Origin of the sequence: Corynebacterium sp. (assembly GCF_030532965.1) — a bacterium.
Classification (GTDB): Bacteria; Actinomycetota; Actinomycetes; order Mycobacteriales; family Mycobacteriaceae; genus Corynebacterium.
The window spans coordinates 25,949-52,411 of the sequence record NZ_JAUNKC010000022.1 but is presented as its reverse complement, the minus strand read 5'-3'; the positions used below and the strand labels follow the sequence as shown (position 1 = coordinate 52,411).

At 55.6% G+C, this 26,463-nt stretch carries 29 protein-coding genes and 1 tRNA gene; 17 read left to right on the top strand and 13 right to left on the bottom strand.

From position 1 onward, the window contains the following. Nucleotides 1-143 precede the first annotated feature (143 nt). Nucleotides 144-1,694, bottom strand: coding sequence for a S9 family peptidase (locus tag Q4D85_RS10260; RefSeq protein ID WP_303200190.1), 1,551 nt, complete (start codon nt 1,692-1,694; stop codon nt 144-146). 203 nt (nt 1,695-1,897) lie between these two features. Between Q4D85_RS10260 and Q4D85_RS10255 the strand changes: the two genes are divergently transcribed. Continuing rightward, nucleotides 1,898-2,371: a hypothetical protein gene (locus Q4D85_RS10255; protein ID WP_303200189.1), complete on the top strand. Its 474-nt coding sequence runs from the start codon at nt 1,898-1,900 to the stop codon at nt 2,369-2,371. A gap of 2 nt (nt 2,372-2,373) precedes the next feature. On the opposite strand, the gene Q4D85_RS10250 is transcribed toward Q4D85_RS10255, so the two are convergent. Then, complete coding sequence (locus tag Q4D85_RS10250; RefSeq protein WP_303200187.1) at nt 2,374-3,369, bottom strand: pseudouridine synthase; 996 nt, start codon at nt 3,367-3,369, stop codon at nt 2,374-2,376. 141 nt (nt 3,370-3,510) lie between these two features. Here Q4D85_RS10250 and Q4D85_RS10245 point away from each other — a divergent pair, with 141 nt between their 5' ends. From Q4D85_RS10245 to Q4D85_RS10230, 4 genes are all read left to right on the top strand, one after another. Beyond that, on the top strand, nt 3,511-3,681 hold the full coding sequence (locus tag Q4D85_RS10245) for a hypothetical protein (protein WP_303200184.1): 171 nt from the start codon (nt 3,511-3,513) through the stop codon (nt 3,679-3,681). A gap of 158 nt (nt 3,682-3,839) precedes the next feature. Continuing rightward, nucleotides 3,840-4,733, top strand: a complete 894-nt coding sequence (locus Q4D85_RS10240) for a universal stress protein (protein ID WP_303200183.1) — start codon at nt 3,840-3,842, stop codon at nt 4,731-4,733. A 164-nt stretch (nt 4,734-4,897) separates the two neighbouring features. After that, entirely contained in the window at nt 4,898-5,158 is a 261-nt protein-coding gene (locus Q4D85_RS10235; RefSeq protein ID WP_303200181.1) for a GlsB/YeaQ/YmgE family stress response membrane protein, read from the top strand. 147 nt (nt 5,159-5,305) lie between these two features. Continuing rightward, the gene (locus Q4D85_RS10230; protein ID WP_303200179.1) at nt 5,306-6,022 is read left to right on the top strand and encodes a TetR/AcrR family transcriptional regulator; all 717 of its coding nucleotides are present in this window, start codon (nt 5,306-5,308) and stop codon (nt 6,020-6,022) included. On the opposite strand, the gene yidC is transcribed toward Q4D85_RS10230, so the two are convergent. Further along, nucleotides 6,019-7,200: a membrane protein insertase YidC gene (yidC, locus tag Q4D85_RS10225; RefSeq protein ID WP_303200178.1), complete on the bottom strand. Its 1,182-nt coding sequence runs from the start codon at nt 7,198-7,200 to the stop codon at nt 6,019-6,021. The genes Q4D85_RS10230 and yidC overlap by 4 nt on opposite strands. Before the next feature lie 183 nt (nt 7,201-7,383). Here yidC and Q4D85_RS10220 point away from each other — a divergent pair, with 183 nt between their 5' ends. After that, on the top strand, nt 7,384-8,217 hold the full coding sequence (locus Q4D85_RS10220) for a class E sortase (RefSeq protein ID WP_303200177.1): 834 nt from the start codon (nt 7,384-7,386) through the stop codon (nt 8,215-8,217). Next, complete coding sequence (locus tag Q4D85_RS10215; RefSeq protein ID WP_303200176.1) at nt 8,217-8,369, top strand: hypothetical protein; 153 nt, start codon at nt 8,217-8,219, stop codon at nt 8,367-8,369. Before Q4D85_RS10220 ends, Q4D85_RS10215 begins: the two co-directional genes overlap by 1 nt. Before the next feature lies 1 nt (nt 8,370). Here the strand turns inward: Q4D85_RS10215 and Q4D85_RS10210 are convergent, their stop codons facing one another. Next, a complete protein-coding gene (locus Q4D85_RS10210; RefSeq protein ID WP_303200174.1) occupies nt 8,371-8,937 on the bottom strand; it encodes a DUF2020 domain-containing protein in 567 nt (188 codons plus the stop codon). Nucleotides 8,938-9,124: 187 nt separating this feature from the next. Here Q4D85_RS10210 and Q4D85_RS10205 point away from each other — a divergent pair, with 187 nt between their 5' ends. Together Q4D85_RS10205 and Q4D85_RS10200 are read left to right on the top strand one after the other, a co-directional pair. Next, on the top strand, nt 9,125-10,267 hold the full coding sequence (locus Q4D85_RS10205) for a sensor histidine kinase (protein ID WP_303200191.1): 1,143 nt from the start codon (nt 9,125-9,127) through the stop codon (nt 10,265-10,267). A gap of 120 nt (nt 10,268-10,387) precedes the next feature. Continuing rightward, nucleotides 10,388-11,026 carry a response regulator transcription factor gene (locus Q4D85_RS10200; protein ID WP_047263124.1) on the top strand — a complete coding sequence of 213 codons (639 nt, stop codon included), beginning with the start codon at nt 10,388-10,390 and terminating at the stop codon, nt 11,024-11,026. Between the two features lie 113 nt (nt 11,027-11,139). Here Q4D85_RS10200 and Q4D85_RS10195 read toward each other — a convergent pair whose 3' ends face one another. After that, nucleotides 11,140-11,466 carry an Lsr2 family protein gene (locus tag Q4D85_RS10195; RefSeq protein ID WP_047263123.1) on the bottom strand — a complete coding sequence of 109 codons (327 nt, stop codon included), beginning with the start codon at nt 11,464-11,466 and terminating at the stop codon, nt 11,140-11,142. A gap of 446 nt (nt 11,467-11,912) precedes the next feature. Continuing rightward, nucleotides 11,913-12,542, bottom strand: a complete 630-nt coding sequence (locus Q4D85_RS10190; RefSeq protein ID WP_303200172.1) for a DUF6474 family protein — start codon at nt 12,540-12,542, stop codon at nt 11,913-11,915. A gap of 75 nt (nt 12,543-12,617) precedes the next feature. Between Q4D85_RS10190 and Q4D85_RS10185 the strand changes: the two genes are divergently transcribed. Then, nucleotides 12,618-14,216 (top strand): TM0106 family RecB-like putative nuclease, encoded by a 1,599-nt coding sequence (locus Q4D85_RS10185; RefSeq protein WP_303200171.1) that lies wholly within the window; start codon nt 12,618-12,620, stop codon nt 14,214-14,216. On the opposite strand, the gene Q4D85_RS10180 is transcribed toward Q4D85_RS10185, so the two are convergent. From Q4D85_RS10180 to msrA, 3 genes are all read right to left on the bottom strand, one after another. Continuing rightward, nucleotides 14,217-14,675, bottom strand: a complete 459-nt coding sequence (locus Q4D85_RS10180; protein WP_303200169.1) for a carboxymuconolactone decarboxylase family protein — start codon at nt 14,673-14,675, stop codon at nt 14,217-14,219. It lies immediately after the preceding gene. 87 nt (nt 14,676-14,762) lie between these two features. After that, the gene (locus Q4D85_RS10175) at nt 14,763-15,614 is read right to left on the bottom strand and encodes a CPBP family intramembrane glutamic endopeptidase (RefSeq protein ID WP_303200167.1); all 852 of its coding nucleotides are present in this window, start codon (nt 15,612-15,614) and stop codon (nt 14,763-14,765) included. A 196-nt stretch (nt 15,615-15,810) separates the two neighbouring features. Beyond that, nucleotides 15,811-16,464 (bottom strand): peptide-methionine (S)-S-oxide reductase MsrA, encoded by a 654-nt coding sequence (msrA, locus tag Q4D85_RS10170; RefSeq protein WP_303200166.1) that lies wholly within the window; start codon nt 16,462-16,464, stop codon nt 15,811-15,813. 234 nt (nt 16,465-16,698) lie between these two features. Here msrA and Q4D85_RS10165 point away from each other — a divergent pair, with 234 nt between their 5' ends. From Q4D85_RS10165 to Q4D85_RS10155, 3 genes are all read left to right on the top strand, one after another. Continuing rightward, a complete protein-coding gene (locus Q4D85_RS10165) occupies nt 16,699-17,301 on the top strand; it encodes a superoxide dismutase (protein ID WP_303200164.1) in 603 nt (200 codons plus the stop codon). An 84-nt stretch (nt 17,302-17,385) separates the two neighbouring features. Further along, nucleotides 17,386-18,591 carry an MFS transporter gene (locus Q4D85_RS10160; protein WP_303200163.1) on the top strand — a complete coding sequence of 402 codons (1,206 nt, stop codon included), beginning with the start codon at nt 17,386-17,388 and terminating at the stop codon, nt 18,589-18,591. Between the two features lie 65 nt (nt 18,592-18,656). Further along, complete coding sequence (locus tag Q4D85_RS10155) at nt 18,657-20,432, top strand: cupredoxin domain-containing protein (RefSeq protein WP_303200162.1); 1,776 nt, start codon at nt 18,657-18,659, stop codon at nt 20,430-20,432. A 4-nt stretch (nt 20,433-20,436) separates the two neighbouring features. Here the strand turns inward: Q4D85_RS10155 and Q4D85_RS10150 are convergent, their stop codons facing one another. From Q4D85_RS10150 to Q4D85_RS10140, 3 genes are all read right to left on the bottom strand, one after another. Continuing rightward, complete coding sequence (locus tag Q4D85_RS10150) at nt 20,437-21,141, bottom strand: HAD family hydrolase (protein ID WP_303200160.1); 705 nt, start codon at nt 21,139-21,141, stop codon at nt 20,437-20,439. A gap of 60 nt (nt 21,142-21,201) precedes the next feature. Then, nucleotides 21,202-21,278, bottom strand: a tRNA-Pro gene (locus Q4D85_RS10145). Nucleotides 21,279-21,334: 56 nt separating this feature from the next. After that, on the bottom strand, nt 21,335-22,246 hold the full coding sequence (locus Q4D85_RS10140) for a metallophosphoesterase (protein ID WP_303200159.1): 912 nt from the start codon (nt 22,244-22,246) through the stop codon (nt 21,335-21,337). Nucleotides 22,247-22,298: 52 nt separating this feature from the next. Between Q4D85_RS10140 and Q4D85_RS10135 the strand changes: the two genes are divergently transcribed. Continuing rightward, nucleotides 22,299-22,769: a GatB/YqeY domain-containing protein gene (locus Q4D85_RS10135; protein WP_303200157.1), complete on the top strand. Its 471-nt coding sequence runs from the start codon at nt 22,299-22,301 to the stop codon at nt 22,767-22,769. A 2-nt stretch (nt 22,770-22,771) separates the two neighbouring features. Here Q4D85_RS10135 and Q4D85_RS10130 read toward each other — a convergent pair whose 3' ends face one another. Then, entirely contained in the window at nt 22,772-25,144 is a 2,373-nt protein-coding gene (locus Q4D85_RS10130) for a transglycosylase domain-containing protein (RefSeq protein ID WP_303200155.1), read from the bottom strand. 167 nt (nt 25,145-25,311) lie between these two features. Between Q4D85_RS10130 and Q4D85_RS10125 the strand changes: the two genes are divergently transcribed. The 3 genes from Q4D85_RS10125 to Q4D85_RS10115 all read left to right on the top strand — a co-directional run bounded on the left by Q4D85_RS10125 (nt 25,312) and on the right by Q4D85_RS10115 (nt 26,417). Further along, on the top strand, nt 25,312-25,653 hold the full coding sequence (locus Q4D85_RS10125; protein ID WP_303200154.1) for a WhiB family transcriptional regulator: 342 nt from the start codon (nt 25,312-25,314) through the stop codon (nt 25,651-25,653). Between the two features lie 153 nt (nt 25,654-25,806). Next, nucleotides 25,807-25,962, top strand: coding sequence for a hypothetical protein (locus Q4D85_RS10120; RefSeq protein ID WP_303200152.1), 156 nt, complete (start codon nt 25,807-25,809; stop codon nt 25,960-25,962). Then, nucleotides 25,959-26,417 (top strand): RidA family protein, encoded by a 459-nt coding sequence (locus Q4D85_RS10115; protein ID WP_303200150.1) that lies wholly within the window; start codon nt 25,959-25,961, stop codon nt 26,415-26,417. Before Q4D85_RS10120 ends, Q4D85_RS10115 begins: the two co-directional genes overlap by 4 nt. Nucleotides 26,418-26,463 lie beyond the last annotated feature (46 nt).

Genomic DNA, 26,463 nt, shown 5'->3' with positions numbered 1-26,463 from the left:
CGCCGACCAATAAAACTCAACAACCAACCCCCACCCAACACCACAGGTGGGGGTTGACTTTTATAACAGACTAAAGAAATAACGTCGGTAGAAAAGCCCCACTTTCGGGATGCTTTCTACCGACGTTTTTGGTGTTTGTCGACTTAGTTACGCAGCAACAGCCACCCAAGAAAATCGATGCCCCGCACTTCAATGGGATTATTAGGCGCGGAAATCTCAATCTGCTTAATAGTCGCCTCACTGACGTGTTGGGGGAGCGGAATTCGAATCGTACCAAGGGTATATGTCCCGTTTTCGATCTCCGTCGCCCGGTTACGCAACGCAGGATGGTGGGGATCCAACTGAATTGGCACTACTTCTCCGGTGTCCAAAGTCAGCGTAACTGTCACCGTGTTTTCGGTCTGGTACGAACCGGACGGTGACACATGAAGTGCGATTAGCCGTGCGCCGGAAACATTAATATCGGCACGCGATTCCTGGATCCGCGCTACTCCGGTGAGAATTTGTACCACCCCGACTTCTGGTTCGGGGCAGGCGTCGGGAAGCGGCTCCGGGTTCATTGGATCGGCGTGGTGACAGACGTCGCCAAGCTTCTCAGGGCCGAGTCGGTTAATCGCGTGAGGGCTGGCAGCTAACCATCGTACATTCGTGCCCGCTAGCGATTCGGGAAGTTCGCTATCACTTGAGATAGGTAGCGTGGTTGTTGTTTCGCCTAACAGCGTTGCATTAAACCACTGAGTAGCCGATTCGGTGAGGATTCGTTCGTGCTCTGCGGCGTCGGGGCACTCCATTTCTTCACAGCCGATTCGTTCGTCCGCTGCATTTCTATTAATCAACATGTGACCAAGACCCGGTGCTTGCGCGACGAGTGCTGGGTGATTGCGTTCTTGATCCAGGTAGTGCCCCAGCCACAGGTTTGCCGATGGTCCGACATCAATGTCCGCGTCACCTACGAGCGAAAAATAAGGAATGTCTGCGGGTGCTGGGGAAATCGTGGCGAGGTCAACGGTGTCGTAGCCCGGGCCATAAGCGTAGACGGATCGCAGGTTTCTTTCGCCAAACAGGTCGACGGCGGCGTCGACAAGCGTGCCGGAGCGCGAATGCGCGAATAAGCCGACGTTAGTACGATCAATGTTTTCTTTCGGGAGCTTTTCGACGAGCGCACTCACCGATTGTTTCCACATTTCCGCCTGGTTATAGGGGCTTTCCACATCAGCGCCGGAGAAAATCCCACCAAGGTCGGGAATAACCGTGGCGTAACCGTGCTCAGCTAAGACTTCGCCCAGATAGTACATTCCTTGGTCAAAACGGTGTTCCGCTTCACCTGCCGGGCACGGAAATGCGAAGGTGTGCTCGCCACAATTCGGTGCACGCAGGTGGCTCAGAACAATAACGGGTGCAGGTTTATCAAACGTTGTGGGGGTGATAATCGCTCCGCGAATGGGGGCGCTGTATCCTCGGTCAGTCGTGTTTCCTATATCCAATTCTGTTATTTGCGCTGTACCTGTGGCGTTTATTGTTGTGGATTCTTGTGCCAGAACCCGATCCGCCGCGGCATGGGGGCCGTCGGATAATTCGGATGTGGTTTCTTCAGTGACGGATGGTGGCATCGTGGGCGTATCGGTGTTGCATGCCGCTAGCGCCAGGGTGAGAAACGCCAGGCCAGTTGTCAGTCGAAGGCGAAATACTGTCATTCCACAAGTTTAAGGAATAACTCACCCTAAATCCGTTAGGTCACGCCCGCAATTGTTACTTCTGTCAGGCTGGTTAAGGACGTATAAACGGCGGCGTTTCTTTGGGAATAGATCTATTGAGGTGTGGACCTCTAGGTTTTGTTCTTCGTCTAGAATGATGGTGGTTTCACCCAAACACATCGAATAACGAAAGAAGTATGCAATTGACTTTTTCAGATCCCAGGCTGCCTGCAGACGGATATGAGGTGGCCACCACCGTCGCTAATCAAGCGTTTTCGTTAGGAATTATCGATCTGGAGCAGCTTGATAGTACCTTGAGCAAGGTCGCTTCTGCCGCAACCGATAGTGATGCGCTTGCAGTCGTGGCGCCGCTGCAGCCGCAGCTAGCGGCAGTTACGTCGAAGAATCCGGTTCCGCAAAACCCATATGGCGTGCAAAAACCGACGTCGACAAGAGTTATCAGCGGGGCGTTAAGCGCGCCGTTTTATGTTATGGCTGGGGTCACCGCACTCAACGTCGTTATCTGGACGATTGTTAGTGTTACGTCTGGTTTTGTGTACTTCTGGCCCATTTGGCTCTGTATCCCATTATTTATTTTCTTCTTGCTGCACCTCGTAGGTAAGAAGATCAACCACAACGAAGTGGATGGGATTGAAAGGCGGCAATTGGATCGCTAAAGTTACCAGTTTCGCTCCGCGCGAAACACCCGTGGCTTCCCGCTGAGGGGGTCGTCGAACCGCAGTTCGCGGGCCGTCAGATGCATCGGGGTGCTGAAATCTTCATAGTTTTCGGGCTCAACGTTCGGGTAGGCCGGGTCGCCGAGAATTGGCACGCCAGCGGCCCACATGTGCAGCCGCAATTGATGGGTACGGCCAGTTTCTGGTTGCAACAGGTAGATCGATTGTTGCGGCAGCGAGTCGCCGTGAATCCTGCGCAACGCTGCCATCCGGGGCGCGTCGCAAAGCGTCTGGTCGCGGACATTCGTGATCGCATTAACCTCGCCGGGCACGATTCGGCCCTGCACCTCGCCTGCGGTTTTCTCCATCCGGTTGCGCCACACGGTTCCCGCAACGATCTCGGGTTGGGGGGTAGCGATCGCCTCATATATTTTTTCTGCTTTACGCTCGGCAAATAACCGCTGATAAGCGCCTCGAACGCTCGGGTTTTTTGTGAACACCAAAACGCCGGAGGTTAAGCGATCAAGCCGGTGTGCGGGGCTTAAGTCCCCATTTCCGGTTTTTCGACGCAGCTGAACGGTAGCGGTTTGGGTGATGTGTTTCCCTCGGGGCATCGTTGCGAGAAACGGCGGTTTGTCCACGACGAGAATATTGTCGTCCTCGTCAATGATCTCGCATTCAAACGGGACTTCCGGTTCAATCGCAGGCATCCGATAAAACCACACGTCAGTACCCGGGGTGAGTGGGGTTGTTGGGCTAAGTTCCTGATCGTGCGGCCACAAACCAAGCCGCACTTCACCGCGTGAAAACGCAGCGTTAAGCGCTGCTTGGGTGTCGTCGGGATGCCGGTAACGCTGACTGACTTTCAGCTGCCAGACAAATTCGAAGGCGGGCATGTCTGCGCACTCGTCCGGAACGCGGACGCGGCTGGGGTTGAGCCCATCTTTAATGAGAAGTGGTGGGCTATGCATCCGACGACGGTTGGCAGAACGGTTCATGGAGGTTAATGCTATTACACGAGTCGGGGGTGTCGCGAGATTTAAGGATAGCTTCAGTATTGCTAAATTATGTGTAACGATCTCGTAGCATTCTCACGATGATCTTAATAACCGTACCGATTACTAAAGGAGCGTTCATATATGAACCTGGATGCCGTTTTGGAACCAATCTTGAAGTTCTTTTCTGATGGAATTGGCGCGATCATTGCTAATATCGCCAAAGCTATCTACCACTTCCTCTACCCCGCTAACGCTGACGCGGCAACCACCGATCCGGTACCAAGCACCGCGCCGAAACCGGTAGAGAAATAAAAATTTTCGCTGTTCGCCGTTCGGGGCTAGGTGGTTCTAACCAGTGCCATTGCTGGATATAACGGGGTACACTTTAAAGTATCTCCCCATTGTCGCGGGTTACGCGCAATGGCAGTAACGCACATGGTAGTTAGGTTAGAAGAAAGGTCCGAAGAACAATGACTGTAACCGACATCGTTGTTGTTGCCGTTGATGGTTCCGATGCCTCGAAAAACGCAGTTCGGTGGGCGGCGAACACCGCCGCCAAGCGTGACGTTCCGTTACGCATAGCTGCTAGTTACACCATGCCGCAGTTTTTATACGCCGAAGGCATGGTTCCGCCGCAGGAGCTTTTCGACGAGCTAAAGAACGAAACCGAGCACACTATCGAAGAAGCTCGCCAAATCGCCTTAGAAGTGGCACCCGATCTGAAGATCGCCTACACCATCGCCGAGGGCACACCGATCGACATGCTGCTCGAAATGAGTAAGACAGTAACCATGATCGTGATGGGTTCGCGGGGATTAGGTGGACTGTCCGGCATGGTGATGGGATCGGTCTCCGCGGCAGTGGTTTCCCACGCAAAATGCCCAGTTGTGGTCGTCCGGGAGGACAATGATGTCACCGAGGCCACCAAATACGGTCCGGTAGTAGTGGGCGTTGACGGCTCAGATGTGTCGCAGCAGGCCACCGATTTCGCATTCGCTGAGGCACAGGCCCGCGGAACCAAACTCATTGCAATTCACACCTGGATGGATATGCAGGTGCAAGCTTCGCTTGCCGGTTTGGCTGCTGCACAGCAAGAGTGGAACATCGTCGAAGACGAGCAAACCCAATTGTTGGAGGAGCGGCTAGCCCCCATGCTGGAAAAGTATCCAGACGTGGAAGTCGACATGGTTATTACCCGTGACCGGCCAATTCGCGCACTAGTGGATGCGTCGAAGGACGCTCAACTATTGGTCGTAGGCTCTCATGGTCGAGGTGGTTTCCGGGGTATGTTGCTAGGTTCGACATCGCGGGCTTTGCTGCAGTCGGCACCATGCCCAATGGTGGTAGTGCGCCCGACAACATAAGAATTCGTTATGTAGTTGTTGTGTACTCGTTGTCGTTTATTTTTCAATAAGTAAGTACACTGGGGCATCCACGGTGTTGAATCAACAAAAGTTGATACGACAGTTGATTACGACACTGTGGATGTTCATAGGTTCAAATACTTGGAAAAATAGGAGACGAAAACATGCTCGCACTAGGTTGGATCGGCTGGATTGTCATTGGCGGTTTGGCTGGTTGGATTGCATCGAAGATTAAAGGTACTGACGCGCAACAGGGCATTCTGTTAAATATCGTTGTTGGTATTATCGGCGGTATTTTGGGCGGCTGGCTTCTCAGCCTGCTTAACGTGAATGTTGCTGGTGCTGGAATTATCTTTAGCTTTATTACCTGTTTGATTGGCGCAGTTATCCTACTGACCATCGTCCAGGCAGTAACGAAGAAATAACCACGACGGATAACCAAAAGCGAGGAGCATGTGCTCCTCGCTTTTGCGATTATTTTCGCCCAATTACACTAAAAGTAGACTAACCGTTTCAGTTGCGCCACAATAGACCATGAACTTGTTGGTCTAGGTTAAACGGAGGGAAACGTAATGTCGTCCACGAAAGTGCGCAATACCGGGACTGACCACTCACAAACTGGTCAGGTTCGGGCACGCCGTGCTGGTGGGACGCAACGAACCAAGGCTAAGGGCGCCACGAGATCGGCCGCTACAAGTCGGCGCAATCGGCCAACTCCCCGGCAACGGTTACTCGATAGCGCGATACAGCTATTCACCACCGAGGGGATCCGGGTGATCGGCATTGACCGGATTCTCCGGGAAGCGGACGTAGCCAAAGCATCGCTGTACTCGCTCTATGGTTCCAAAGACGCGCTGGTGATAGCCTACCTGCAGGCACTCGATGCCGATTGGCGAGACGCATACGCACAGCGCTGTGAGGGACTAACGACTCCCGAGGCGAAAATCCTGGCGTTCTTTGACCAATCGATCGCCGAGGAGCCGCAGAAACAGTTCCGAGGTTCGCATTTTCACAACGCGGTGACCGAATATCCCCGGCCAGAAACGGAATCCGAATACGGGATTATCCAGGCCGCGGTAGACCACCGCGAGTGGAAACTGGCCACCCTCACCGAATTGCTAACGGAGAAAAACGGATATCCCAGCCGGGCGCAGGCCAACCAACTGCTTTTGCTTCTCGACGGGGGACTGGCCGGTGGCCAGGTAACCAGGTCCGTGGAGCCATTGAAACTCGCTCGGGAATTAGCGGTGCAATTACTCACCGCCCCGCCCGCCGACTACAGCATTTAAGATTCGGATTGCTCGCCTGAGTCCGGTTCTTCCTGCTGCTGTTGCGCTTTCTTCTGGCGTTCTTTTTCCAGTCGTTCTTCCCGCCAATGTTGCTTGCGGGAGATATTGCGCTGTTTACGCTTTTCTTTATTGGCTAATTTCGTTTCCAACTTTTCGGCTTTTTTGGCTGCGAAATGTTCATTAGCTTCGATCAACCGGGCTTTATGGGCGGGAATCCACCACGGTGCGATGACGAAACCGATCAGGGCGAGGCGGCGTTGCCAGATGAATTTCCGCTTCTGGCGGGTGCGCTCCATCCGTTCGGAGCGGCGTTCCTTTTGAAACGCCCAGAGCTCATCATCGAACGGGTATTTTTTAAATAACACCAGGTAGATAGCGACGTTTTGAATGAGCGTCCATAGGTTATTGGCCACCCAGTACGCTGCGATAGCTGCAGGGACCGGGCCATCGACGCCGACTTTGACCAGGATAAACGGCACGATAAACGCAAAGATAACCAGCATTCTGGTGATCGCCACCGCGATGGCGGAGTCGTGATCGACGGTGAAATAATTGCGAACGACTGAGATCATCATGTTGATGAACGTGACCAGCGCGGAAGCCACAAGCAGCGGGAAAACGAAAATAGCGACTTCTTCATAGCTGGTGCCCAGCCGCCCGAATTGCTCCGGTGACATCGCAATGTATGCGGAAACGGGGACATTGCCGAATCTTGCGTGCAAAAACTGCGACACGTCCGTGGAGGTCAGCAAACCGATTGGTTCGTGAACGGTGGTATCCAGCCCGTTTTTGGGTCGAGCCATCCGCAGCAATACTTGATACAAACCTAAGAAAACCGGAATCTGGATCAGGGGCGGAATACAGCCTGCCGATACCCGATAGTTGTATTCCTTCTTTAATTCCTTTTCGCGTTTTTCCTTTTCTTCGAGCTTTTTATATTCAATAACGTCGACGTATTCGTCGTTAAGCGCGCGTAGCTTTGGCCGTAGCATCACCGACATTCGACCTGAATGCAGAATCAACCATTGGAACGGAGTAATCAGCCCGCGTACGACGATAATCAGCCCAAATATGCTTAACACCCACGACAGGGAATCGTTTATTCCCAGTACGGAGTGGAGAAAAACATGCCAAAGCTTCATGATTCCCGAAACCGGATAGATGAAGATCTCAAGCATGTGGAAAAACAACCAATCTTTTGTAGAAAATCTTAAGCAGTTTTAAGTGTATTGTTGTGTCTTGGGGTTTACCCCAATTACACTGACCGTCATTGATGGTACGCGGAAGCTATCCAAATGCGGAACACGCCACTTGGATAATTGCCGCGGAACTTTATTGGGTTTAATGAAGAAAGCTGAGTTATGGGACGTCATGCTCGTTCGGAACCAACCGAAGATCGTCGAAAAGCGACCACCGAAAGTCGACGACCAACCCTCTCACTTATCATCGGCGAACTTCTCTTAACCGTCGGCGGGCTGGCGCTGCTTTTCGCCTTCTATGAATCCTATTGGACGAATATCGAGTCTGCGCGAATCCAAGCCCAGGTCAGCGACAAATTGGACCAGGAATGGGACACCCAGCGTGCCAATCCGCGTAAAAAACTCACCCCGGAATTAGGCAGCGCTTTCGCCCGCATGTACGTTCCGGCGTTCGGCTCCGATTTCAATTTCGCCATCGTGCATGGCACCGACGAGGAAGATCTCCTTGCTGGACCCGGGCATTATGCGGACACGCAATTGCCGGGCGAAAAGGGAAACTTTGCGGTCGCCGGTCACCGGGTGGGTAAGGGCGCACCATTCAATGACCTGGGCAAACTCAAATCCTGCGATGCGATCGTGGTGGAAACCGAGACGGCGTGGAATACCTACCGGGTATTGCCGATCGGGGAGAATCACGAACAGCGCGTGGCTGATGCGCACAACTGCCTCAGCCCCGACCAGGCGGAACGGGTCGTCAACGGCGACTACGCAAACGTTTTTGGCCGCTACATCACCTTGCCCACGGATGTGGCAACCATCGGCGCAAAACCGGGCATTGACGATCACACCGCTACGGAGGACATGGAATCGGTCATGACACTGACCACCTGTCACCCGCAGTTTTCCAATGCTGAACGCATGATCGTCCATGCCATGCTTGTCGAATCCCACCCGAAAGACGGGGCCTATCGCCCCGAAGTATTGGAGAAAAACTAATGTACGGACTGATCTGGCGGATCCTCCCCGGGCCGTGGCCGGTGAAAGCACTACTCGCTATCATCCTGGCCGTTGGCGTCTTTTTCCTCCTCATGGAAGTGGTCTTTCCGTGGGTTTCGATGTTCATGCCGTATAACGATGTTGCGGTTTAGGCTACAGCCCTAAGTTTTTAATGGCCTCCTGGGCGATCGATGCGGCCTTGACGGATTGGTGTTGATTAGAGAAAACCACGACCGCGACGGTGTCTTTTTGTACCGCGTACACCGCCCCGGCATCGGTATTGCCTCGACCACCGGACCACCCGTTTTCTTCCACGATTTCCGTGGTGTCAATCGGTGCCGCCCAATCGACGACGGCTGTGGCAGCCGCGATGGTGGGCATATGCCGGATCATGACCGTAGCCTGAGGCTCTTCCGGGAAGGACCAGAACACACAGGCGGGGGTATCGAAGCGCGTATCGATGCCCTGGCCGATCATGCGTTGACCATTGGTATTAGCAACCCATTGGGAATCCAAATAGGGGCAGTCCACAAAACCAGCTTTGCCCTCTGGCACTTCGGGCAGCGCATCGAAGGGAAGATTGGAATCAACAACCGGAACCGCAGTCGTGCTGACCACAGGCTCCGGTGCCGCGGCGGGGGAGTCCGGGGTCGGAGAGCAGGCGCTGAGAAGCGTGGTGGCAGTTCCGATGAGGAACAAAGCGGGTAAAGTGCGTTTCATGGATTCCAGCCTAGATTCCCACGGAGATAATGCCGAAACTGGCGCTCCACCCCCGCTTGTCGATGACACTGGCCTGCGTCGACAAGCGGTAGCAGGAAACAGCACCGTCGCGGACCTCAGTCCGATCGCAGCGGGCGACGTCATCGCCTACGACGCGCAACCAGGTGCCGCCAATTATCGGCGTGCGATGACGGTTCTCACCGTGGCGTTGCTGGTAGGCGCACTCGGTGGCGCGGTGCGGCTGCCCCGAAACGACGCCTTGCTAGCGGTGCTGCTGTGCGCAGTTTTCGCCTTTGGCTACGCGATGGCCGTCACCCGGGTGTGGCGCTCTCTCGCGTGGACGCTCGGCTGGTTGGCGGGGCTCACCATCATTTGGATACTGATGCTGCCGGTGCTGCCGGTGAGCGTCTACCTGGTATTTCCGCTGTTCTTTCTGTACTTGCGCGCACTGCCCGACTATCGCGGCATGATCGCAGTGGTGGGGGCGACCGCTGTGGCGATCTTAAGCTATCGAACCCACCTCACCTACGGTGCGGTGATGGGGCCGGTGGTGTCGGCGCTGGTCGTTATCGGTATTCACCTCGCGTTTCAAGCGCTGTGGAAAGGCGCGCGGGAGCGCGAAGCCCTGATCGAAGAACTCATCGAAACCCGCTCGCAACTAGCCGAAACCGAACGGGCAGCCGGTGTGGCCAAGGAACGGCAACGGATTGCCCACGAAATCCACGACACGTTGGCGCAAGGACTGTCGTCCATTCAAATGCTGCTCCGGGTGGCAGAAGGCGAAATCGCCACCTCGTCGCTGCCGGATACCGAAAAAGCAGGACCGCTGAAATACATGGAACTCGCACGCCAAACGGCCGCGGACAACCTCTCGGAGGCGCGCGCGATGATAGCGGCCCTGCAACCAGCCGCGTTGAGTAAAACCTCCCTCGAGGGCGCTTTGCATCGAGTGTCTGCGGGATTCGTTGGGATCGACTGGCGGATCGAAACCGTCGGCGACGAGCGGCAATTGCCGATGAAAACCGAAGCTGGATTATTGCGGATCGCCCAAGGCGCGATGGGAAACGTGGCGAAGCATTCAAGCGCCAATCGCTGTGCCGTGACCTTGACCTATGAGGAAGACGAGGTGCGCCTCGACATTGTCGACGACGGCACCGGCTTTGATCCCACCGCGGTGGCGGAGAAACCCGCCGGATTGGGCCATATTGGGATCGATGCGATGCGGCAGCGGGCCGCGGAACTAGGGGGAACCCTGGAAGTGGAATCCGCGCCGGGGGAGGGGACCGCAGTCACGGTGGCTATTCCGGTGGCCGCCATCGACGAAGACTAAACATATAGATAAAAAGTTTTAGGATTAGAGCAACGTAAATACCGCATAAAGCACCATCTAAAGTTAAGCTCTAAGTAATTAAGCCTGTCCACGTCTAAGACCATAAGGGGAATCGCCATAATGATTCGTGTTCTGCTAGCCGATGACCATGAGATCGTCCGATTGGGTCTGCGCGCTGTTTTGGAAAGCGCAGACGACATCGAAGTAATCGGTGAGGTCGCGACCGCAGAAGCCGCTATCGCCGCCGCGCAAGCTGGCGGGATAGATGTGATCCTCATGGATCTGCGGTTTGGCCCTGGTGTTGAAGGCACGCGGCTGGCAACGGGGGCGGATGCCGCTGCTGAAATCAAACGCACGATGGACAAGCCGCCCCATGTCTTGGTCGTGACGAATTACGACACCGACGCCGATATTCTTGGGGCTATAGAGGCGGGCGCATTGGGGTATTTGCTCAAAGATGCACCTCCCGAAGAGCTTCTGGCTGCCGTCCGGTCGGCGGCCGAAGGTGATTCCACGTTGTCGCCGACGGTGGCGAACCGGCTTATGACTCGGGTGCGCACCCCGCGTACCTCACTGACACCCCGCGAATTGGAAGTGTTAAAACTGGTGGCTGGCGGGTCTTCTAACCGGGAGATTGGGCGGATCCTGCTGTTGTCGGAAGCCACGGTGAAAAGCCATCTGGTGCACATTTACGACAAATTGGGGGTGCGGTCGCGCACTTCGGCCGTGGCTGCAGCCCGGGAGCAGGGAGTGCTTTAACGCCGAGACGGTTTGGAAAAATAAAATGCCATTTGTCCCGCCGCAATTTCTACTAAAAGCGGCGGGACAAATGGCATTTTATTTTTAAAACGGCCGGAGCCGTAAAAAATATTTTAAGAGTGCGCGGCGAGATAATCGTCGATAATCTGTCGCGAAAGCTTGCCTCGAACCGCGACCTCGTAGCCCCGGGCAATCGCCCATTCGCGGACGTCTTTCGGATTATATTTCTGTTCCGAATTCCGTCGGGCGCTAATGGATTCCGGACGGGCTTTTTCGATAAAAGGAGCGATCGCATCCTTGAATTTTTCGCAGTTTTTGGTTGATACATCCATGACGTATCCAGATCCATCAATGCTGAACCGAAGGACATGGGCGTCATTTTCGTTCAGTGGGGAATCGTCAAGGTCGTCGAAAATCTGGGTGATTTCCCGGCGCGCCATGCTAAAAACCTCTCAATTATTAAATGCAATTTGGCTTATGCTATCGCGGTGGATATTTTGTTAAGCCTTAAAGTATGAACTGTGATTATTTGTTGCGGGACTGGCGGGGAAATATCTCCGCCAATTCATCGTCAACAGTACAGAACAAATACCATTAAAAGCAATACCGGCGCGCATTAAAATTGAATCTAAATATTGTTGACGCGTGCATTAATTACGGAAAATCTTGGGATTAAGAATTGAATTACCAGCTTGGTGCCCATCACTCCACCGGATAGCGTGGATGGTTTATTGGGCAAAATATCTCATCAGCTGCCCGTTATTTAGTTTCATTGAGGGATTTAATCGCTGAAATAAAAAATGCCAAGCACACAACTGATCGTTGTTTCATTTCGATCAGGGGCTTGGCAATTAGCGAAATCATGGGGCTAAAAGCGGCAGCGGCTTTATAGCGATTTGGCCAGGATTTCTTTATTTAGTTCATCCAGATCGGCGGAAATGGTTTTGTAGGCCCGCTCTTGCTGATCCGGGCTCATACGCTGGGCATTGGTCAGCGCGGTGGATAGCTGCTTGAGCCGGTCCTGGGCGTCGCGTTTGAAACCAGCGGGAATTCCATATTCACTTAAGGATTTTTCCATCGTGGATATCCGGTTTTTTAGTTCGGTTACTCGCGCTGATTGATGTTCGGTTTCAGTGGCAACGATTCCCAATTGTTGAACATTTTTCTTGTTGGCATTTTCCCGAATAGACACCACGAGTTTGTAAATGAGCGGCAAAAGCAAGGGGGCTAGCGCCCGTATCGCGGCGGAATAGCGCATGACCTGTTTGGCGTTAAACCGGCCCTCTTTAAGCCGCGCCAATTCCGCGCTGGCCATTTTTTTCGCGTGTTTGCGTTGCGCTTTTAATTCTTTTTTCTCTTGCTTGAGTAACTTGTGCTCTTGATTGGCGAGCAATTTCGCCCGGTGCAGTTCCAATTTGGCGGCGGATTTCACCTCTTGTTTTGCCCGCGCCTGAGCGGCTTTGATTTCGGCTTTGCGCTGCCGACGGTTTTTGGCAATTGTTTTTAACAATCCCATAATGGTCAAACTCCTTGAGTACACATGTCGTAGAATTCCACACTACATCGCATCCTGGCTTAGGCTTTATAACTTGTGGAGATTGATACCTATTTGCAGCCTTCGGATTTGGTGGGGTGCCGCTATCGGCTACATCAGCGGGTAGCGCACCCGACTGCAGAGCCAACTGCTGCCACCATTTCCCGCCGCATCCGGCTTGATCGGGCGCGTGCCCGAGTAGCATCATTGATCCCCACTAAACCGCAAATTGGCGATTCAAAAAACTTCCTACGCATCGATATCGGACGGATTTCTTCAGCGCAGTCGGAATACACCTCCCAACAACGCGCGGAGGATTTGGAGCGACGTTGGTTTGCCACTCTAGAAGCCCTCGCTGCCGGGGCCACCGTTATCACCGACCCGGTGTTGGAAACCAGCTCCCGCATCCGCATTGACGTCGACGCCCTGGTCCGGCGCCCCGATGGGGCATATATGCCAGTTGTGGTCACCAACCACCGCGTCGCCCGGGAAGACAAAAACCGCACCGTCAATGTCATTGCCACCAGGCGGTTGGGGTTGGGGCAACCCAATGCCGGGAATTACCGGCTCAAGCACCATGCGGTTGACTCCTACACCTTGGCATTAAGTGTTACTGCGCTGGAAGAATTAGGGGTGGGGGTCGAACGCGGCATCTTAATTGGCCAGAACCACGAATTGGCGTTCATCGTCGACACCTCGTTATTCCGGCAGGGGCTTAACCAAGCCCTCGCGGTGGAAACCCCCAATAAGGCGCTTCGGGTCAAAGACTGCACCAGTTGCCGCTATTGGCCGTATTGCCACGAAGAACTATTGGCACGAGATGACATCAGCCTGCTGTTTTCCGGCGATAAGGGCGCGCATTTCCGTGCTAGTGGCCTTCCCACGGTGTCGGCACTCGCACAGGTTACGCCACCGCAGCCGAACATCTCCCGGGACGATATCGTTCTCGCTCGGGCTTATACCCACGGTATTGCACTGCTGAAGCGAAAAGAAACCGTCACCGCGCCCCGATTCGACATCGAAATCGACATTGATGTGGAAGCCTACCTGGATCAGGGCGCATACCTATGGGGAGCATTCGACGGCGCGGAATATCACCCGTTTGTCACATGGAATGAATTAGGCTCCCGGGCCGAGGCGGAGAATTTCGCGCGTTTCTGGACGTGGCTTAAAAAGAAGCGTCGACAAGCGCAGGAAGCCGGGAAAAGCATCGGAATTTTCTGCTACTCCGCCCACGGCGAAAACCACTGGTTACGGTTCTCCGCCCGGCGCTTCTACGCTAAGTATCGCGACGATATTCCGGGTCTTCCCAGCGAATCCGAAGTCACCCAATTTATCACTTCCCCCGAATGGATCGACGTGTTTGCGCTAGTGCGCGCCCAATTGCTCGGCGTTTCCGGCCTGGGGCTAAAGATAGTGGCACCCGCGGCGGGTTTTAGCTGGGAAGAAGACGAAGTAGACGGCGAGGCAAGCGTAAGCCTCTACCTCGCGGCGACTGGGGCGGTGTTGAAGGGAGATATTCCCATCACCACCGCGCTTGTCGACGCCCAAGCGGCGTTGTTGAGTTACAACGGTGACGATTGCCGCGCCACCCGCGCCGTGCGACATTTTCTCGCGAACGGCGCTCCGGGGGTGCCTGCGGCAACCGAGCTGTGATTAGTACTTAGCTGGCGGATGCTGGGAGAAAATGGACAACCGGTTGTACGCCCCAATAAGGATCACTGCCCACGCCAGGGCCGCGACCTGCTCATCGCTAAAGACCTTCTTCGCAACATCCATCGCGGCGCTATTGCGCTGGTGCGCAGGCAATAAGGTGATGGTTTCCGCCAATTCCAAAGCAGCTAGTTCCTCATCGGAATAGACGCCATCTGCTTCCCGCCAGCTCGGCAAAAGGTCGATTTTGCGTTGGCTAAGGCCCGCCGCAATCCCCTTGGGAACATGCACCGATAAGCAGGTGGGGCAGCGATTTAGTTGGCTTGCGCGGATCAGCACAAGTTCAATGAGGCTGCGATCCAGGCCTGCGGTTTCGTACACTTTCGACAATTCTTCGGTGGTGCCATTGAGGCTGCGGTACACGGCGGGAAAGGCCTGATCTAAATACAGCTTTTTCATCATTTTCTCCTTGAAAACTACCAGAGGTTACTAGAGGCAATGCCGATGGTATTAGGCATTCACTGACTGTAACAATTAGTGGCTTCGTTTCTATTCCCGAAAATGAACAATGGCGGTTTTACGTGCCGAATTTTTTGATCGCCGATCAAGATAAATGACGAGCACAACGAACGGAACCAATGTCACACAGTCGAGAACCATGAGCGATATTAGGGGTGCCGCACCCAGGAACAACGTGGTGAAACCAACCCCTTGGACCAGATTCAGACTGGCGTGGAGGATGCAACTCGGCCAAATGGAACCCGAATGATTCCATAACCAGCCAATAAGGAACTCAATCAAGATGCACGAAGGAATCCACATGAGTGATAGCCACAGTTTCTCAGTGGTATTCAGATCGGTGGGGCTGTACCCCACCCACGGCAACGGCATATGCCATATTCCCCAAATCACACCGGTTAGGAACGTCGTGGCGGTAGTGCGACCCGGCAGCAGGCGATCCCGCAGATAGGCGGTCCAGCCGAATTCCTCACCAAATAACAAGAACGCGGCGGGCAGCGCCGAAAGACCACCAGTTGCAACGATCTGGAGGATTCGGTGCCCGGTAATATCGCCCGCAGTTTCCCACCAACCCAAAAGATAGGCCAGGAATAAGTACAGGCTGAAGCTTGCAAGCGGCAAGACGATAGCGCACAGGTAATAAAACCAAGTAGTGCGAAACTGCGGTTTCAGACCCGCATCGGCAAAGCCTTCCCGGGTGATGGCGGTGCGCACGATCACCGCTGTGACTGCCGGAACGAAAGCCATGGTGAGTAATTGCGCGACCGGATTGCTCTGCGGAACCCCCACTAAGTAGCACACCGCTAACGATAGCCATGACCAGGTGAAACAAATGACAATGAAAGCGATAACTCCGCGTCTTCGGCTGGGATCTGCGAACATGGTGCCCCTTATATATCAATGAGTAAAAAACTACAGTGATAACTCTTCTCGCCTATCCCGACAAAAACCTCCGGTATTTCCCCGAAAAAACCCTGAAATCTTTACGGAGGAAAGATCTCAGGGTTGCAACCAATAATCAGCTCAACATACTGCTAACGCAGGGCGCCGCGGTACCAGGCGTCGACAAGCACGCACCTTACCTGCAGGGAACGCCGGTGGAATGATGCGGACAGTAACCACCTGGATTCTTATGCAAATACTGCTGGTGCTCATCCTCGGCGAAATAAAACTCACCCGCCGGGGTGGCGGCAAGCGGCAGAACCTCGGTGGTAATTGTGCCGAACCCGGCGGCGGCCAGCTTCGGGCCGTAATCGGCAACAATCTTCGCCGCAGCCAATGCCTGCTGCTCAGTGGCGGTATAAATCGCGGAACGATACTGGGTGCCCACGTCATTGCCCTGCCGAAACCCCTGGGTCGGGTCGTGTGCCTCAAGCGCCTTGACCACAATGTCTTCGAAGCTAATCACCCGCGGATCGTATACAACCTGCACCACCTCCGTGTGGTTAGTCCGCCCGGTGCATACCTCACGATACGTCGGATTCGGCGTAATGCCACCGGCGAAACCAACGGCGGTGGACATCACCCCATTCGTCTCCCAAAACAGCTTCTCAGCGCCCCAATAGCACCCTAAAGCCACGTACACCACCTCATGGTGCGGCTCAAACGGGCCGGAAATCGGAGTCCCCAATACCGCGTGCGGCGCCGGATGCGGCAACACCGGCTGCGTCCCACCCCGAAGCGCCTCCGCCTCATCAACTAACCCAACTGGCTTACCAAATAACCAACCCATATTTTCTCCTTCAATCACACGTTTTCGGTCGCTGACACTTCTCACAACGCCCAGCGCCGGAGCGGCATTCCCATAAATTCATACTTTTGTGCGCTTATAGCGAAAATACCCGTTCAAGTATCGCGCCGGTCACATATTCCCCTATAGTGGCATGTAGCGCCTAAACCTTGCCAGGCTCACTAAAAGAAAAACCGGCAAGCATCGGCGAAAGTTACTTAAGAGAGGACTTCACTCATGGCACAGTACGAGCTACCAGAACTCGATTACGCATACGATGCGCTTGAGCCACACATCTCCGCAGAAATCATGGAGTTGCACCACAGCAAGCACCACGCAAATTACGTCAACGGTGCCAACGCTGCTCTGGATAAGCTCCAGGCTGCCCGCGAGAACGGCAGCATCGCCGCTGTTGTGACCGCATTATCCAAGGACCTAGCGTTCAACCTGGGTGGACACACCAACCACTCGCTGTTCTGGAAGAACCTTTCCCCTAACGGCGGCGGCACCCCAACCGGCGATCTGGCAGCCGCAATCGACCGCGATTTCGGTTCCTTCGACGCATTCAAGGAGCACTTCGCTGCCGCAGCACTCGGTTTACAGGGCTCCGGCTGGGCAGTGCTTGCCTACGACAAGATCGGCCAGCGCCTAGTTATCGAGCAAATGACCGACCAGCAGGGCAACCTCTCCATCGATCTGGCACCATTGCTGCTGCTGGATATGTGGGAGCACGCATTCTACCTCCAGTACAAGAACGTCAAAGCTGACTACGTTGCAGCAGTCTGGAACGTCTTTAATTGGGACGAAGTAGCCCGCCGCTACGCCGAGGCAGCCAAGTAATCTTAAGGCTGCGCATAGCGTTTTCACCTCACGGCCCCGGTTGATACCACACCGGGGCCGTGAGTTATTTGGCACCATGGAACCATGCCCCGCGACACCGAACCTGGACTGCGCGCCGGAAGTTCCGCCTATCGACGTGCAGCACTTGCCCTCGTATGCGCCGGGCTTGCCACCTTCAACGCGCTATATACCACCCAGGCACTACTGCCCCGGATAGTCACAGAATTTCACGTCAGCATCGCCACCGCGGCGCTGACGGTATCGGCCGCAACCGCAAGCTTGGCGCTCTGCGTGGTGCCCGCCGCGATACTCTCCGAACGCTATGGCCGGGGCAAAACCCTCATTATTTCCGTACTTGCCGCCACCAGCATAGGATTGGTGGTTCCCCTAGCCCCAACAATCGAGGTGCTCATAGCGCTACGCGCCCTGCAAGGCGCGTTCATAGCCGGGGTGCCAGCTGCGGCGATGACCTGGATAAGCGAGGAAATCCACCTCCGTGACATTTCCACAACAGTGGGGCTGTACATCGCAGGAACCAGCGTGGGCGGTATTACCGGCCGCCTGATCCCCACCCTGGCGCTAGGGGTGACCGATTGGCGCTGGTCGATCCTCATCTCCAGCGGATGTGCGCTGTTGCTGGCCATCACCACCGCACTGGTACTACCCTCCCAACGAGGTTTCACCCCGACACGTCTGAACGTTAAAAACAACACGATCGCCGCTCTTGCCCTCTGGCGTCAGGTGCCGTTGGCGGTGCTGTTTTGCTGTTCCTTCATCCTCATGGGGGTATTCGTTTCGCTGTTCAACGTCATCGGCTTTCGGCTTATCGACGACTTCGGTTTCCACGAATCCCACGTTGGCCTGCTGTTTCTGCTGTATCTTGCGGGCACCTACACCAGCGCCCGCGCCGGGAGAATCATCACCCGATTCGGCCATGGTGCCACATTAATCGCCGGTTCCATCGCCATGGTGCTCGGCGTGGCACTGTGCGCGGGCACGGAACCGTTTCTTGGGTGCGGACTGTTGCTATTTATTGCAGCGTTCTTCCTCATGCACTCCACCGCCTCGGCTGCAATCAGCCAGCGCGCCACCACCAATACTGCCCAAGCGTCTGGCATGTACGTTTTGATGTATTACCTGGGGTCTTCCGTTTTAGGCTGGGCATCTGGTTACGTGTACGACGTCACCGGATGGTACGGGTTCCTTATCTGGCTTACTGGGTGGCTTGTGCTGCTGATTGTCCTGATTATGGTGGTCAATCACCACATGAAACAAGGAGATGCACCTTAAGCGATTAAGATCAACAGCAACCGACTTCTCGGCACCGAAACATTCAAGGGTGTGAAAGAGAGAAAATGCAACCGGATAGTACCGCCCCGAACCGACCGACCCTGGGAAACCGCAACCGCGCAACCTGGCACCGAAAAGCAAGCAAACCCGTGTCCTTTTGGATGCTTGCCCTCATCGCCACCTCCCTGATCCACTGGGCACTGCCGAACTACCGGTGGGTACTCATCCACATGTTTACCCTCGGGATCATCACCAATTCCATCGTGCTGTGGTCCCAACACTTCACCGAGAAATTCCTCCACCAACCTTTGCCGGAATCCGCCCGGCCGTGGCAATTGCGCCGGATTGCGATACTCAACCTGGGAATCATCATCACGCTGGCGGGCCAGTTGCTCCACACCAGCGTCACATACTATTGGTACCTCACCGCTATTGGGGCAGGCATCGTCAGCGCCAGCCTGGCAACCCACGCGATCTACCTGGCGCTGCAATACCGAAACTCCCGGAAAACCGGAACCGAACACCGCTACGGGCCCAGCGTTATAGCCTTTATCTGCTCCGCCGCATTCTTAAGTATCGGCACCATAGTTGGTGCGGTGCTCGCCCACGATCTGCCAAGCCCACTACAAGAAAACCTCCTGTTAAGCCACCTCGTTCTCAATATTCTGGGATTCGTGGGCTGCGCCGCCGTTGGTGCATTAATGCTGCTATTCCCGGCGGTGTGGCGCACCCAGGCGCACTACGAACGCCCCGGACTCACATTCAGTCTCCTCGTCACCGGAACCCTCACCGCCGCGATCGGTGCCGGGATCGGCTACACCCACATAAGCGCCGCCGGGCTTGCCATCTATATCGTGGGCCTGCTCATACCCGCAGGCAGCTGGGCGCGTTGCGTGCACACAGTGCTGAACGATCCCCGCGATCGCATCACCTTCGCCGCCGCATCAGTTCTGTGCGCCCCGCTCTGGCTGATCGGCGCGCTCATCGTCTTAACCTACCGCACCGCCACCGCAGCAAGTAGCACCGCCATCACCCTACCCACCATGGCGGTGCTGGTGGGATTTGCCGCCCAATTACTCATCGGGGTGATGAGCTATCTTCTGCCCACCACCATCGGCGGCGGCCCCAATGCCACCCGCACGGGGCTAGCCGTCTACGATCGCGCCGGGTTATACCGGTCCACCCTGCTTAACGTGGGCCTAGCCGCCTGGCTCTACACCGATAACTCGTGGCTGCGGGTGGTTTTATCCATCTTGGCGATGGGATCACTCGCCGTCTTCGTGGTCTTAAGCCCCGTCGCAGTGCGCGCCCAATTGGGAGTAATCCGAAAACTCCGAGAACCCCTCACCCCTGCGTCGTCACCGAAACTAAACCAAATCACCGCGGGGCTTGCCACGCTCGCCCTGGTGATTGCAGCTTTCGGCGGGCTGGTACCCACCCCGACCGCGCCGGTAACCACCGGCGGTACCGGAAATACCACCACAGTGGCAGTCTCCATGAAAGACATGAGCTTTAGCCCAAACGTGCTCAAAGTACCCGCCGGGAACCAACTGGTGATCGCCCTGCGTAACGACGACACCCAGGCCCACGACCTAGCCTTCGACAATGGCGTGACGTCAGGGCGGATCAATCCCGGTGAAGAAACCGAAATCGCCGTCGGCGTCATCTCCGCCGACATGGCTGGCTGGTGCACCATCGCCGGACATCGCATCCAAGGGATGGAACTCCAAGTGCTGGCGACCGGGGCGGAAACCACCACCAACCCCACAGCGCAGCAGAAACCCACCAAACCAATAGACAACGGCAGCGACGACAGTCTTAAGCCAGTCACCACCCGCTAACCAATCACCACAGCAACTCCGTTAACCGCGACACAACCGGAACCCCCGGCGGGGCTGCGGCAGCACCTTCGCCGTCGCGGGCGAAATAAATCGCAGCCAACCCTGCCGAGCGGGGCCCTAGCACATCGTTGGTGAGGTCGTCCCCAATAACGATCGCGTCCTGCGGCGCAACGTCAATGGCGGCTAGGGCTCGGACATAACACTCCCGATTAGGCTTCGCCGACCCCAATTCCTTCGCCGCAAGCATCACCAACCGCTCGTCCCATAAACCAGCCATCTGCATTTTCCGCGTCTGCAACGCCGCGGCACCATTGGTGAGGATCCCCACTGTTGCGTTGTGGGCGTCAACAAGCGATAACGCCTTCGCCAGCGTCTGCGCCGCATGGGGGATGGGGATCAACGCGGCCTGGTAGCACGAAATATAGTCCGAAAACAACTCCGCGGCCTCCGCGTCGGTCAAGCCCGGGCGGCCCAAATACTCGCGGATGCGCATATAACGCTGCTGGTCATGGCTTAATTCGCCGCGTTCGAATGCGAGGAAATGTCGCCGCTCAACCTCCGCCCAGCGCGCCGGGTCGGGTGGGACGCCGAGCCGATTCGACCATTCGATTACGCCGACATGCGCGGCGTGGTTGTGATCGAGCAACGTATTGTCAAGATCGAATAAAACAGCGCGAAACGACGACAGCGGCGGCAGTGGAGTAATCACAACAACCAAGCATAACAAAAGAAAATGCTGGTGAGGGGTATAAAAACCTCACCAGCGAAGTGGTCGGGATAACAGGATTTGAACCTGCGACCCCTTCGTCCCGAACGAAGTACGCTACCAAACTGCGCCATATCCCGATGGTGCGTTACGCACCGAGAGAAATGTTAGTCCGCGCCGAGAGTAAAGGCAAAGACTACTGCTTTTCGACGACCCGAATGAGGGTTGCCGACGGGCGGCAGAACAACCGAATCGGCGCAAACTTCGAGGTACCTAAGCCATTGGAAACGTGCATCGCCATCTGGTCAAACATGTGCAATCCCGCGGCCCGTACCCGGTCAATGCCGCAATTGGTGACAATCGCGGTGCCGGTCGGCAAACACACCTGACCGCCGTGGGTATGACCAGAAAGGGACAAGCCGTAACCATCGGCGGCGAAACGCTCCAGCACCCGAGGCTCGGGGGCATGCAGTAACGCCAGCGCAAGGTCGGCGTCCGCGTGGGGCGGGCCTGCGATGGCGTCGTAATCGTCCAAGTTGTGGTGCGGATCATCCACGCCAGCTGCTGCTATCCGCACCCCATTGATCTTCACCTCGTGGCGGCGATTATTCAGATCCACCCAGCCGTGCTCGATAAACGCGGCCCGCATTCCCTGCCACGGCAACGAAACATCAGAGACCTTACGCTTTTTCCCCAATAGGTATACAAACGGGTTCACCATCTTCGGCGCGAAATAATCATTGGAGCCAAAGACGAAAAACCCAGGGCGCTGCAACAGTGGGCCTAAAGCGCGCAGCACATGGGGAACCGCTTTTTCATCCGAAAGATTATCGCCAGTATTGACGACCAGATCTGGATTCAGCGAATCCAATTGGCGCACCCACGCTTGTTTCTTCTTCTGGTGGGGGATCATGTGCAGATCGGACACATGCAGAATCCTAAATTCCTGCGTGCCGCGCAGCGTTCCGGCAGGCAGAAGCGGCACGTCCACCACTTTCAATTCAAATTGGTGGCATTCCCGTACCGCCCAGCTGACAACCGATGTGCCAGCTAAGAAACCGGTCAGCCCGAGTCGTGTTATGAATTTTGTTATTCTTCCCACCCACATAACACTACAACGCGACGAAACTTGCCGGGAACAGCCGCTAAAGTGTGGGGGTATGAGTGAATTGAAAGAACAAATCCGAACCGACATGACCGCAGCCATGAAGGCGCGGGAAAAAGACCGCACCGGGGCGCTGCGGATGCTGCTGTCCACAATTACCGCCGAAGAAACCGCTAGCAAAGCCCGGCACGAGCTGACCGACGCCGACGTGCTGAAAGTGATCGCACGCGAAATTAAAAAGCGCAAAGAATCCGCAGAGGTCTACACCGAGGCGGGTCGTACCGAACTGGCTGAGCAAGAGCGCACCGAGGCAGAAATCCTTGCGGTGTACCTGCCCGCGCAGCTTGACGACGCCGAAGTCGCCGCCATCGTCGAGGCCGCCATCGCCGAGGTGGTCGCAGCCGAAGGGGAAGCCACCATGAAGCACATGGGGCAGATCATGAAGATCGCCACCGAAAAAGCCGCTGGCCAAGCGGATGGCAAGCGGCTTTCCACGGCGGTACGTGCGGCGCTGGCGGCGTCGTAAAGCTAATTACCACCAAATAAATTCAACAGTTCCTCCGCCAGCGACGCGATATCCTGTTCAAACTGATCAGGTGCCGGTGCTGGTGGCGGCGCGGGCGCAGGGGCAGGATCCGGCCTAAACGACGTGCCATCAGAAACGTGCAGAACCACCTTGGCGCCAGGTTTCAGCGGCAAATCCGCCACCACCCGAACCACCGTTCCCTTGGCGGTGCCGTTACCGGCGACTATCTGCTGGACCACGTCATGCCCGTCTTTCTCCAGTTCCTTCTCCACCTCGCCTGCCGGGCGGCCGAAGTACTTTTCCGTCAACTCCGACCGACGCCCCTGGCTAAATTCGGACTTGGCGCTCGGTAGCGCCCCATTGAAGGCTGCGACAGCGGTAGCCGCCTGGAACCACGTACGAGCCGGTTCGTAGCCGCCGAACAAGCTGCCGTAGGAACACTGCTGCACCGGGCCGGTACACAGCGGCGAAATTGTTGTGCCATCGTTATAAATATAGGTAGCCCCCGCGAAGCGATCGTTAAAGGCTAAGAACGCTGCGGATTGGTGCGACTCAGTGGTACCGGTTTTCGCCGCGAGCGGTGCTGACCAGCCGAAAGCGCCTGCCGCCCCCGCGCCGGTGCCGCGGATGATGTCGTCGCTCATCCCGGCGGCCAGGGCGTAAGCCACATCCTCATTGAGGGCTTGTTCGCACGCAGGGGTGTTGATGAATACTTCCCGGCCCTTATTGTCGCGAACCTCCACGATGGGAGACGGCTCGCACCACACCCCGCCTGAGGCGATTGACGCGGCAACATTGGACAGCTCCAGCGGGTTAACCGCAGTCGGGCCCAAAGTATAAGAACCCAGATTATTCGTCTTAATGAATTCCGCGATCGACTGTTCGCCGTCGTAACTGCCTGGGTTTTCGTAGGATCGAAGCCCAAGCTTTACCGACAAATCAACCACGGCCGGAACCGTGACCTCTTCGATCATCTTGATAAAGGTCGTGTTTGGCGACTGGGCTAGCAATTCCCGCATAGACATTCGGGGCGCATACGGGCCGGCATTTTCCACGCAATACTTGCCAGGCGGGCAGCCAACAGCGCCACCGACACCCATTCCGGAAACGTCAATCCGCTTTGGCACATCAAACTGGGTGTCTAAGCCGTAACCCTGTTCCAGCGCAACCGCCGCTGTGAAAATCTTGAATACCGAACCGGCACCATTGCCTACCAGCGACGTCGGCTGGGGCAATACGGTTTGGCCGGACTCCAGGTCCAGGCCGTAGTCACGCGAGGAAGTCATCGCCAATACTCGGCGGGAATCCTTTCCAGGTTCCACAACGTTGAAGACCTCCGCAACGCCAGGGGTCTGCGACGACACGTGCGAAGCGACCGCGTTGTGGGCTGCATCTTGCACCTGAGAATCCAACGTTGTGGTGATGGTGTAGGAACCCTTGTGCAAATCTTCTTGGCTGAGGCCCTTTTCCTTCAGGTAACTGAGCACATAATCGCAGAAGAATCCGCGATTACCAGTGGCGATACAGCCATTCGGCAGCGTGGCTGGTTTGTCCAATACCCCCAAGGGCTGCTGCGAGAAGGCAATGGCGTCTTCTTCCGACAACGTTCCCGCCGCCACCATGGCATTAAGGACGGTGTTGCGGCGTTCTATAACACCCTCTTCATTGGTGTAGGGATTCAAATAGCTTGAGGATTGCACCATACCCGCCAACATGGCGGACTGGGGTACGTTCAGATCCTTCGCCGGGATTCCAAAGTAGGTCTGGGCTGCGGCTTCGATCCCGTAGGCGTTATTGCCGAATGGGATCAAATTGAGATACCGGGTTAAAACCTCATCTTTGCTGAGTAAATCGTCAACAGCCGAGGCCATCCGCATTTCCCGTAACTTTCGGGGAATTGACGTCTCAATGGCGGCTTGACGTTCCTCATCCGTCTTCGCCGACACCAACAACAGGTAGTTCTTCACATACTGCTGATTGATCGTGGACGCGCCTTGCTCAACGCCACCGGCAAGGAAGTTGGTGGCCACTGCGCGGATATTGCCCTGAATGTCGACCCCGTGGTGATCGTAGAACCGGCGGTCCTCAATCGCCACGATGGCATCTTTCATGGATTGATTGATCTGGTCGCCAGTAAGCTCGTACCGGCGCTGATCGTACAGCCAGGCAAACGGGACCCCATCTTTGTCGGTGATGGTGGTCACCCCGGGGGTGGCCCCAACAGCAAGATCCTGAATATTCGACTGCATAGTCTCGTTTGTGCGCGCAATGGCAATGCCGCCTAACGCGGCAAGCGGAGACAACGCAATGGCACTAGCCACGCCCGCGATAACCGTGGCGCCTGCAATTCGAGATAAAGGTTTCCATAAAGGCACCCTTCATACACTAGCTACTAAACCGCCGAAGGGGGAATAGCTAATCACCCCTCATCGTGTGATTCATTCGACTTCGCTTGTTTGTTGTGAATAGACTTACACGTGTCTAGTAGGGATTACCTATCCTTGTAAGTGCCTTGGTACCCAATTGTCAGGAGGAATATACGATGACCACATCGCTGGTATCCGATACGAAACGAAATCCTTTCCTGAATAACTCGGATTCGACTACAACTGAGCGTGGCGATTGGGTCATGCAAGCAAACTGCCGCAACGGCGACCCCGATGCGCTATTCGTACGTGGAGCTGCGCAACGTCGCGCCGCAGCCATTTGCCGCCAATGTCCCGTGCTCATGCAATGCCGGGCAGACGCCCTCGATAACAAAGTTGAATTCGGGGTATGGGGTGGACTCACGGAGCGGCAACGCCGAGCGTTGTTGCGTAAGAATCCGCACATAACCTCATGGGCCGAATACTTAGCAAACGGCGGCGAGCTCATAGGAATTTAAGTTTTAGCAGACCAGCCCAAAAATATCCACTCTAATCCTTGGGGTGGGTGGCGGCTGGTGTGGAAACGTGACTCCAACCTGGCGGGAATAGGCAGGTAACGCGGCGTCAAAAAACCCTATTGTTGCGTGGCGACATGCGCTACAGTACAACACATGAAGAAATGGGAATACGCAACCGTACCGCTACTTATCCACGCCACCAAACAAATCCTGGACACCTGGGGTGAAGACGGGTGGGAGCTGGTAACCGTACTACCTGGTGCCAACCCAGATAACCTCGTTGCATACATGAAGCGCGAGGTCCAATGATGTCGATCAGCGCCCGTCTTGCAGAACTAGGAATCACGCTGCCAGCTGTGGCGGCCCCAGTCGCCGCATACGTGCCAGCAATCACGGTGGGAAACCAGGTCTGGACCTCGGGTCAGCTGCCATTCGTCGATGGGAAACTGCCGGAAACGGGGAAGCTCGGGGCAGAGATTGGCGTCGACAAGGGCGCGGAATACGCCCGGCAATGCGCTCTTAATGCGCTGGCAGCGGTCGATGCGGAGGTCGGGATCGACAACGTAAAACGAGTGCTGAAAATCGTCGGGTTTGTCGCCTCAGCTGCGGGGTTTAATGAACAACCTGCGGTAGTCAATGGCGCCTCTTCCCTTATTGGGGAAATTTTCGGTCAAGCCGGTGCCCACGCTCGTTCGGCGGTTGGAGTTGCGGAACTTCCCCTTAATGCCCCTGTTGAGATTGAAATCATCGTCGAAGTGGCCTGATTTTCTTCGGCAAAATGTAGTGTGAATAGCCGCAAGTGGCTAAGCT

Coding starts and splice junctions, on each gene's coding strand:
- Q4D85_RS10210 (WP_303200174.1), bottom strand. CDS start 8,937: ATGAAACGCACTTTACCCGCTTTGTTCCTCATCGGAACTGCCACCACG.
- Q4D85_RS10200 (WP_047263124.1), top strand. CDS start 10,388: ATGATTCGTGTTCTGCTAGCCGATGACCATGAGATCGTCCGATTGGGT.
- Q4D85_RS10175 (WP_303200167.1), bottom strand. CDS start 15,614: ATGTTCGCAGATCCCAGCCGAAGACGCGGAGTTATCGCTTTCATTGTC.
- Q4D85_RS10140 (WP_303200159.1), bottom strand. CDS start 22,246: ATGTGGGTGGGAAGAATAACAAAATTCATAACACGACTCGGGCTGACC.
- Q4D85_RS10160 (WP_303200163.1), top strand. CDS start 17,386: ATGCCCCGCGACACCGAACCTGGACTGCGCGCCGGAAGTTCCGCCTAT.
- Q4D85_RS10155 (WP_303200162.1), top strand. CDS start 18,657: ATGCAACCGGATAGTACCGCCCCGAACCGACCGACCCTGGGAAACCGC.
- Q4D85_RS10250 (WP_303200187.1), bottom strand. CDS start 3,369: ATGAACCGTTCTGCCAACCGTCGTCGGATGCATAGCCCACCACTTCTC.
- Q4D85_RS10215 (WP_303200176.1), top strand. CDS start 8,217: ATGTACGGACTGATCTGGCGGATCCTCCCCGGGCCGTGGCCGGTGAAA.
- Q4D85_RS10260 (WP_303200190.1), bottom strand. CDS start 1,694: ATGACAGTATTTCGCCTTCGACTGACAACTGGCCTGGCGTTTCTCACC.
- Q4D85_RS10125 (WP_303200154.1), top strand. CDS start 25,312: ATGACCACATCGCTGGTATCCGATACGAAACGAAATCCTTTCCTGAAT.
- Q4D85_RS10190 (WP_303200172.1), bottom strand. CDS start 12,542: ATGGGATTGTTAAAAACAATTGCCAAAAACCGTCGGCAGCGCAAAGCC.
- msrA (WP_303200166.1), bottom strand. CDS start 16,464: ATGGGTTGGTTATTTGGTAAGCCAGTTGGGTTAGTTGATGAGGCGGAG.
- Q4D85_RS10205 (WP_303200191.1), top strand. CDS start 9,125: ATGACGGTTCTCACCGTGGCGTTGCTGGTAGGCGCACTCGGTGGCGCG.
- Q4D85_RS10240 (WP_303200183.1), top strand. CDS start 3,840: ATGACTGTAACCGACATCGTTGTTGTTGCCGTTGATGGTTCCGATGCC.
- Q4D85_RS10115 (WP_303200150.1), top strand. CDS start 25,959: ATGATGTCGATCAGCGCCCGTCTTGCAGAACTAGGAATCACGCTGCCA.
- Q4D85_RS10230 (WP_303200179.1), top strand. CDS start 5,306: ATGTCGTCCACGAAAGTGCGCAATACCGGGACTGACCACTCACAAACT.
- Q4D85_RS10235 (WP_303200181.1), top strand. CDS start 4,898: ATGCTCGCACTAGGTTGGATCGGCTGGATTGTCATTGGCGGTTTGGCT.
- Q4D85_RS10180 (WP_303200169.1), bottom strand. CDS start 14,675: ATGATGAAAAAGCTGTATTTAGATCAGGCCTTTCCCGCCGTGTACCGC.
- yidC (WP_303200178.1), bottom strand. CDS start 7,200: ATGCTTGAGATCTTCATCTATCCGGTTTCGGGAATCATGAAGCTTTGG.
- Q4D85_RS10165 (WP_303200164.1), top strand. CDS start 16,699: ATGGCACAGTACGAGCTACCAGAACTCGATTACGCATACGATGCGCTT.
- Q4D85_RS10220 (WP_303200177.1), top strand. CDS start 7,384: ATGGGACGTCATGCTCGTTCGGAACCAACCGAAGATCGTCGAAAAGCG.
- Q4D85_RS10195 (WP_047263123.1), bottom strand. CDS start 11,466: ATGGCGCGCCGGGAAATCACCCAGATTTTCGACGACCTTGACGATTCC.
- Q4D85_RS10135 (WP_303200157.1), top strand. CDS start 22,299: ATGAGTGAATTGAAAGAACAAATCCGAACCGACATGACCGCAGCCATG.
- Q4D85_RS10245 (WP_303200184.1), top strand. CDS start 3,511: ATGAACCTGGATGCCGTTTTGGAACCAATCTTGAAGTTCTTTTCTGAT.
- Q4D85_RS10120 (WP_303200152.1), top strand. CDS start 25,807: ATGAAGAAATGGGAATACGCAACCGTACCGCTACTTATCCACGCCACC.